Consider the following 6,190-nt stretch of genomic DNA (forward strand, 5'->3'; position numbering starts at 1 on the left):
AACATGAGCAAGCTGCGCGTGGCGGTCCTCGGAGCCAAGGGCCGGATCGGTTCCGAGGCGGTACGGGCCGTCGAGGCCGCCGAGGACATGGAGCTGGTGGCCGCCCTCGGCCGGGACGACAAGCTGGAGACCCTCGCCGAGAACGGCGCCCAGGTCGCCGTGGAGCTGACCACCCCCGCCTCGGTCATGGGCAACCTCGACTTCTGCGTGCGCCACGGCATCCACGCCGTCGTCGGCACCACCGGCTGGACCGACGACCGCCTCGCGCAGCTGAGGGGCTGGCTCGACCGGTCCCCGCAGACGGGCGTCCTCATCGCGCCGAACTTCTCCATCGGTGCCGTCCTCACCATGAAGTTCGCGCAGATCGCCGCCCCGTACTTCGAGTCCGTCGAGGTCGTCGAACTGCACCACCCGAACAAGGTGGACGCCCCCAGCGGCACCGCCACGCGCACCGCCCAGCTCATCGCCGAGGCCCGCCGCCAGGCCGGCAGCGCCCCCGCCCCGGACGCCACGGCCACCGCCCTGGACGGAGCCCGCGGCGCCGACGTCGACGGGGTCCCGGTGCACGCGATCCGGCTGCGCGGACTCCTCGCCCACCAGGAGGTACTGCTCGGCGGCGAGGGCGAGACCCTCACCGTCCGCCACGACTCCCTGCACCACAGCAGCTTCATGCCGGGCATCCTGCTCGGCGCCCGTCGCGTGGTGACCGCTCCCGGCCTGACCTTCGGCCTGGAACACTTCCTCGACCTGAACTGAGCCGGGTCGATCCCATGCGAGCGAAGATCTCCTATGTCGTCACGGCCGCCGTCCTGGTCGTCTACTTCGTCCTGGTCGGCAGCCGCGGCGTGCTGCTCATCGAGGCCGGCACGCCCCTCACCGTCACCTTCGGCGCGGCGGTGCTGATCCTGCCGGTCATCGGCGTCTGGTTCCTGTGGAAGAACACCGAGTTCGTCCGTGACGCCAACCGGCTCGCCGCCCTGCTCGATGCCGAGGGCGGCCTGCCCGTCGACGAGCTGAAGCGCCTGCCCAGCGGCCGGGTCGACCGCGACTCGGCCGACGAGGTCTTCGCCCGCCGTAAGGCCGAGACGGAGGACGCCCCCGACGACTGGCGCAGCTGGTTCCGGCTCGCCGTCGCCTACCACGACGCCCGCGACACCCCTCGCGCCCGCAAGGCGATGCAGCGGGCGATCGCCCTGCACAAGAACGCTCACTGAGCGGGCGCGGAAGCCCGCGGCCGCTCAGTCGCGCCGGTACTCGGCGGCCCACGCCTCCACGGTGTCGGCCGCCCGGTCGAAGGCCAGCTGGTCCCGCCCCAGGAAGTCCGCGTTGTGCGAGGTCAGCAGGGGCGCCGACGACTCCGCCGAACGCCCTCGGCGGGCGAGGACCAGCGCCTGCCCCTGCACCGTCCGGGGCAGTCCCAGCCAGCGCACCGGTTGCTGCACCGTGCGTACGGAGACGACCTGCTCCCAGGACGTCGTACGGGTGGCCACGAAAGCCACATGGCGCAGCCCGCGGGAACTCACCCACACGCCCATGCGCAGCAGCCGCAGCGCGCAGGCCACGACGGCCAGTGCGACGGCGAAGACCGCCCCGGCGGACGCCGGCGTCGCCGTCGCCGCGATGATCACCGCGGCGAACAGCACGAACGACGCGAGCAGCAGCAGGAGCGACGCCGCACCCACCCGCCACGGCCCGGGACGGTACGGACGCCGCCAGCGGTCCCGGTCGTCGTACGGCAGGGCGACATCGTCCGCCGTGTCGAAAGCGCGGTCGGCCGTCAGGAAGGGCAGGGGCACGGCGGGTCCTCACTCGATCCATGCGTCAGCAGTGCCTGGTGAGGCTATCGATCCGTGCCGCAGGTCACCACCCTCGGGGGTCCGGACGGCGTCGGCGTCACGACCGGTGGCGGCTCAGCGCCCCTCGGACGCCTGCGACTGCTGTGTCCCCGGACCCGAGGCATCGAGGGACAGCGCCGGCATTCCGACGACCAGGGAGCCCACCAGGCCGGCCACGATGGTGAGCCCCAGCAGCCAGCTCCCGGCCATCTGACCGGCGGAGGCCCGCTCGCGGGGCGGAGGGGCGACGTTGCTGCGGAATCTGTCGGCCTCGGCGACAAAGGCGAACGGTACGGGTTCGCGCCGACCGGACATCAGGGGTACGCCTCCTTCGGGATCGAACGGATCACTGTCACCGATACAGACGAACGACCGCCTCCAAAGGTGCCCACATCCGCAGATTTCGTCACGGCAGGGCACCTCCTTCCCCGTCCCGGACGCCCCGTAAAGTGGGCGCCGCCCTGCTGCTGCGATGGGAAGGACCCTCTTGACCTCCGCCGACGACCCCAAGCCGTCACCGCGTACCGACGTCACCTTGCGGAGCGACGTCACCGTCGAACTGGTGAAGGCCAGCGCCTCGGACTCCGACGTCCTGTTCGCCGCCCGTGTCTCGACCCTGGGGGAGCAGTCCCTCGGGGAACTGCAGAAGGACCCGGAGCGTTCCAGGGGCCTGATCAACTACCTCATGCGGGATCGGCACGGCAGCCCCTTCGAGCACAACTCCATGACGTTCATGATCAGTGCGCCGATCTTCGTGTTCCGCGAGTTCATGCGCCACCGGGTCGGCTGGTCCTATAACGAGGAGTCGGGGCGCTACCGGGAGTTGCAGCCCGTCTTCTACGTCCCCGACGCGTCGCGCAAGCTGGTCCAGGAAGGGCGTCCGGGCAAGTACGTGTTCGTCAAGGGCACTCCCGCACAGCACGAGACCGTCCAGAGCGTGCTCGGCGACTCCTACCACCAGGCCTACGAGGCCTACCAGAAGCTGCTGGCCGAGGGCGTCGCCCGCGAGGTCGCCCGCGCGGTGCTCCCCGTCGGTCTGTACTCGTCGATGTACGCCACCTGCAACGCCCGCTCGCTGATGCACTTCCTCGGCCTGCGCACCCAGCACGAACTGGCGAAAGTCCCGTCCTTCCCGCAGCGGGAGATCGAGATGGTCGGCGAGAAGATGGAGGCCGAATGGGCCCGTCTCATGCCGCTGACCTACGCCGCCTTCAACGCCAACGGGCGCGTGGCCCCGTAGGACCGAAGCCCAAGCCCCGCGAGCACAGATGTACGGTTCAGTCTCGCGAGGTGTCCGTATTGCGGCATTTCATGAAGTTCATCTAGCCTGATCGAGCGGGCTCGGCACTGCCTGAACCCCCGAGCAGGCAGTGCCGGGTCCCCCTTCGCCCCATCTCGTCGCCTCCCCCGAGGGAAGACCCCGACCTGAGCAACGAGTAGCGTGTAGCCCATGGCTCCGACCTCCACTCCGCAGACCCCCTTCGGGCGGGTCCTCACCGCCATGGTCACGCCCTTCACGGCGGACGGCGCACTCGACCTCGACGGCGCGCAGCGGCTCGCCACCCATCTGGTGGACGCGGGCAACGACGGCCTGATCGTCAACGGCACCACCGGTGAGTCCCCCACCACCAGCGACGCGGAGAAATCGGATCTCGTACGGGCCGTCGTGGCGGCGGTCGGCGACCGCGCCCATGTCGTGGCCGGAGTCGGCACCAACGACACCCATCACAGCACCGAACTGGCCCGCGCCGCGGAGCGCGCCGGCGCGCACGGCCTCCTGGTGGTCACCCCGTACTACAACAAGCCCCCGCAGGAGGGCCTCTACCGGCACTTCACGGCCGTCGCCGACGCCGCCGAGCTGCCGGTCATGCTCTACGACATCCCCGGCCGCAGCGGCGTTCCGATCAGCACGGAGACGATCGTCCGCCTCGCCGAGCACCCGCGCATCGTCGCCAACAAGGACGCCAAGGGCGACTTCGGCCGCGCCGGCTGGGCCATCGCCCGTTCCGGCCTCGCCTGGTACTCCGGCGACGACATGCTGAACCTGCCCCTGCTCTCCATCGGAGCGGTCGGCTTCGTCTCGGTCGTCGGCCACCTCGTCACCCCCGAGCTGCGCGCCCTGATCGAGGCGTACACCTCCGGGGACGTCCAGAAGGCCACCGAGATCCACCAGAAGCTGCTCCCCGTCTACACGGGCATGTTCCGCACCCAGGGCGTGATGACCACCAAGGCGGCGCTCGCCCTCAAGGGCCTGCCCGCCGGCCCCCTGCGCGCCCCCATGGCCGAGTGCACGCCGGAAGAGATCGAGCAGCTCAAGATCGATCTTGCCGCCGGCGGGGTACAACTCCGGTAATCAGACTTCGCGCGCCCGGGCGCGCAGACGCACTTCACAACTGAACAAGCGGGCCACCGGTGCCCGCATCCCACACGACAACTGCTTCTGCACGAACGTCATGCGCGCCACGTGCCCCGCCGGTACGTGGCGCGCGTGTTTGAGGAGAGTCTTTTGAGCCATCCGCACCCTGAACTCGGCCCGCCCCCGCAGCTCCCCGCGGGCGGCCTGCGTGTCACCCCGCTCGGCGGTCTCGGCGAGATCGGCCGGAACATGACGGTCTTCGAGTACGGAGGCCGCCTGCTGATCGTCGACTGCGGAGTGCTCTTCCCCGAGGAGGAGCAGCCCGGGATCGACCTGATCCTGCCGGACTTCTCGTCCATCCGGGACCGCCTCGACGACATCGAGGGCATCGTCCTCACCCACGGCCACGAGGACCACATCGGCGGTGTCCCCTTCCTCCTGCGCGAGAAGCCGGACATCCCGCTGATCGGCTCCAAGCTCACCCTCGCCCTCATCGAGGCGAAGCTCCAGGAGCACCGCATCCGTCCGTACACCCTCCAGGTGGCGGAAGGGCAGCGCGAGCGCATCGGCCCTTTCGACTGCGAGTTCATCGCGGTCAACCACTCCATTCCCGACGCGCTCGCGGTGGCCATCCGCACACCCGCCGGTATGGCGGTCCACACCGGCGACTTCAAGATGGACCAGCTCCCGCTGGACAACCGCCTCACGGATCTGCACGCGTTCGCCAGACTCAGCGAGGAAGGCATCGACCTCCTGCTCGCCGACTCCACGAACGCCGAGGTCCCGGGCTTCGTCCCGCCCGAGCGCGACATCTCGGGCGTCCTGCGCCAGGTCTTCGCCGGCGCCCGCAAGCGGATCATCGTGGCGAGCTTCGCCAGCCACGTCCACCGCATCCAGCAGATCCTGGACGCGGCGCACGAGTACGGCCGCCGGGTCGCCTTCGTCGGCCGCTCCATGGTCCGCAACATGGGCATCGCCCGCGACCTCGGTTACCTCAAGGTCCCGCCGGGCCTGGTCGTGGACGTCAAGACACTGGACGACCTGCCGGACAGTGAGGTCGTCCTGGTCTGCACGGGCTCCCAGGGCGAACCGATGGCCGCCCTGTCCCGTATGGCCAACCGCGACCACCAGATCCGCATCGTCGACGGCGACACGGTGATCCTGGCGTCGTCGCTCATCCCCGGCAACGAGAACGCGGTCTACCGCGTGATCAACGGTCTGACCCGCTGGGGCGCCAACGTCGTCCACAAGGGCAACGCCAAGGTCCACGTCTCGGGCCACGCCTCGGCCGGTGAGCTGCTGTACTTCTACAACATCTGCCGTCCGAAGAACCTGATGCCGGTCCACGGCGAATGGCGCCACCTGCGCGCCAACGCCGAGCTGGGCGCCCTGACAGGCATTCCGCACGACCGCATCGTCATCGCCGAGGACGGTGTCGCCGTCGACCTCGTCGAGGGCGAGGCCAAGATCTCCGGCAAGGTCCAGGCGGGCTACGTCTACGTCGACGGCCTCTCCGTCGGTGACGTCGGCGAGCCGGCCCTCAAGGACCGCAGGATCCTCGGTGACGAGGGCATCATCTCGGTCTTCGTCGTCATGGACTCGTCCACCGGCAAGATCACAGGTGGTCCGCACATCCAGGCCCGCGGATCCGGCATCGAGGACTCCGCCTTCGGCGAGGTGATCCCGAGGATCACGGAGACCCTGGAACGCTCGGCTCAGGACGGAGTCGTCGAGCCCCACCAGATGCAGCAGCTCATCCGCCGCACACTGGGCAAGTGGGTCTCCGACACCTACCGACGCCGGCCGATGATCCTGCCCGTGGTGGTGGAGGTCTGACGGTCCGTCGGACCGCGCGCGAGCGAGCCCGGAGCGGGGTGCCACGATTTGCATCGCGGCACCCCGCTCCAGTACGTTTACGACTCCTCCCGATCGGGCACCCGACCACCTCGTGCGTCGGAACCGTCGCCCGGTAGGGGAGGGGGGAATCCGACTCAGGATC

General features: G+C 69.8%; 7 protein-coding genes. 5 read left to right on the top strand and 2 right to left on the bottom strand.

Annotation, left to right across the window (positions count from 1 at the left end; translation table 11 throughout):
- The first annotated feature begins 3 nt into the window (after positions 1-3).
- A complete protein-coding gene (gene dapB / locus KYY02_RS28620; RefSeq protein WP_371242909.1) occupies positions 4-756 on the top strand; it encodes a 4-hydroxy-tetrahydrodipicolinate reductase in 753 nt (250 codons plus the stop codon).
- 14 nt (positions 757-770) lie between these two features.
- Positions 771-1,214, top strand: a complete 444-nt coding sequence (locus KYY02_RS28625; RefSeq protein WP_371242912.1) for a tetratricopeptide repeat protein — start codon at positions 771-773, stop codon at positions 1,212-1,214.
- Positions 1,215-1,238: 24 nt separating this feature from the next.
- Here the strand turns inward: KYY02_RS28625 and KYY02_RS28630 are convergent, their stop codons facing one another.
- Together KYY02_RS28630 and KYY02_RS28635 are read right to left on the bottom strand one after the other, a co-directional pair.
- Complete coding sequence (locus KYY02_RS28630; RefSeq protein WP_371242917.1) at positions 1,239-1,796, bottom strand: SCO5741 family PH domain-containing membrane protein; 558 nt, start codon at positions 1,794-1,796, stop codon at positions 1,239-1,241.
- A 114-nt stretch (positions 1,797-1,910) separates the two neighbouring features.
- Positions 1,911-2,150, bottom strand: a complete 240-nt coding sequence (locus KYY02_RS28635) for a hypothetical protein (RefSeq protein ID WP_371242920.1) — start codon at positions 2,148-2,150, stop codon at positions 1,911-1,913.
- Between the two features lie 157 nt (positions 2,151-2,307).
- On the opposite strand from KYY02_RS28635, the gene thyX reads away from it, so the two are divergent.
- The 3 genes from thyX to KYY02_RS28650 all read left to right on the top strand — a co-directional run bounded on the left by thyX (position 2,308) and on the right by KYY02_RS28650 (position 6,027).
- Positions 2,308-3,075, top strand: a complete 768-nt coding sequence (thyX, locus tag KYY02_RS28640) for an FAD-dependent thymidylate synthase (protein WP_371242922.1) — start codon at positions 2,308-2,310, stop codon at positions 3,073-3,075.
- Between the two features lie 210 nt (positions 3,076-3,285).
- A complete protein-coding gene (gene dapA / locus KYY02_RS28645; protein WP_371242926.1) occupies positions 3,286-4,188 on the top strand; it encodes a 4-hydroxy-tetrahydrodipicolinate synthase in 903 nt (300 codons plus the stop codon).
- A 153-nt stretch (positions 4,189-4,341) separates the two neighbouring features.
- The gene (locus KYY02_RS28650; protein WP_371242928.1) at positions 4,342-6,027 is read left to right on the top strand and encodes a ribonuclease J; all 1,686 of its coding nucleotides are present in this window, start codon (positions 4,342-4,344) and stop codon (positions 6,025-6,027) included.
- The last annotated feature ends 163 nt before the right edge of the window (positions 6,028-6,190 follow it).

The organism is Streptomyces pimonensis, from assembly GCF_041380215.1.
Lineage (GTDB): Bacteria > Actinomycetota > Actinomycetes > Streptomycetales > Streptomycetaceae > Streptomyces > Streptomyces pimonensis.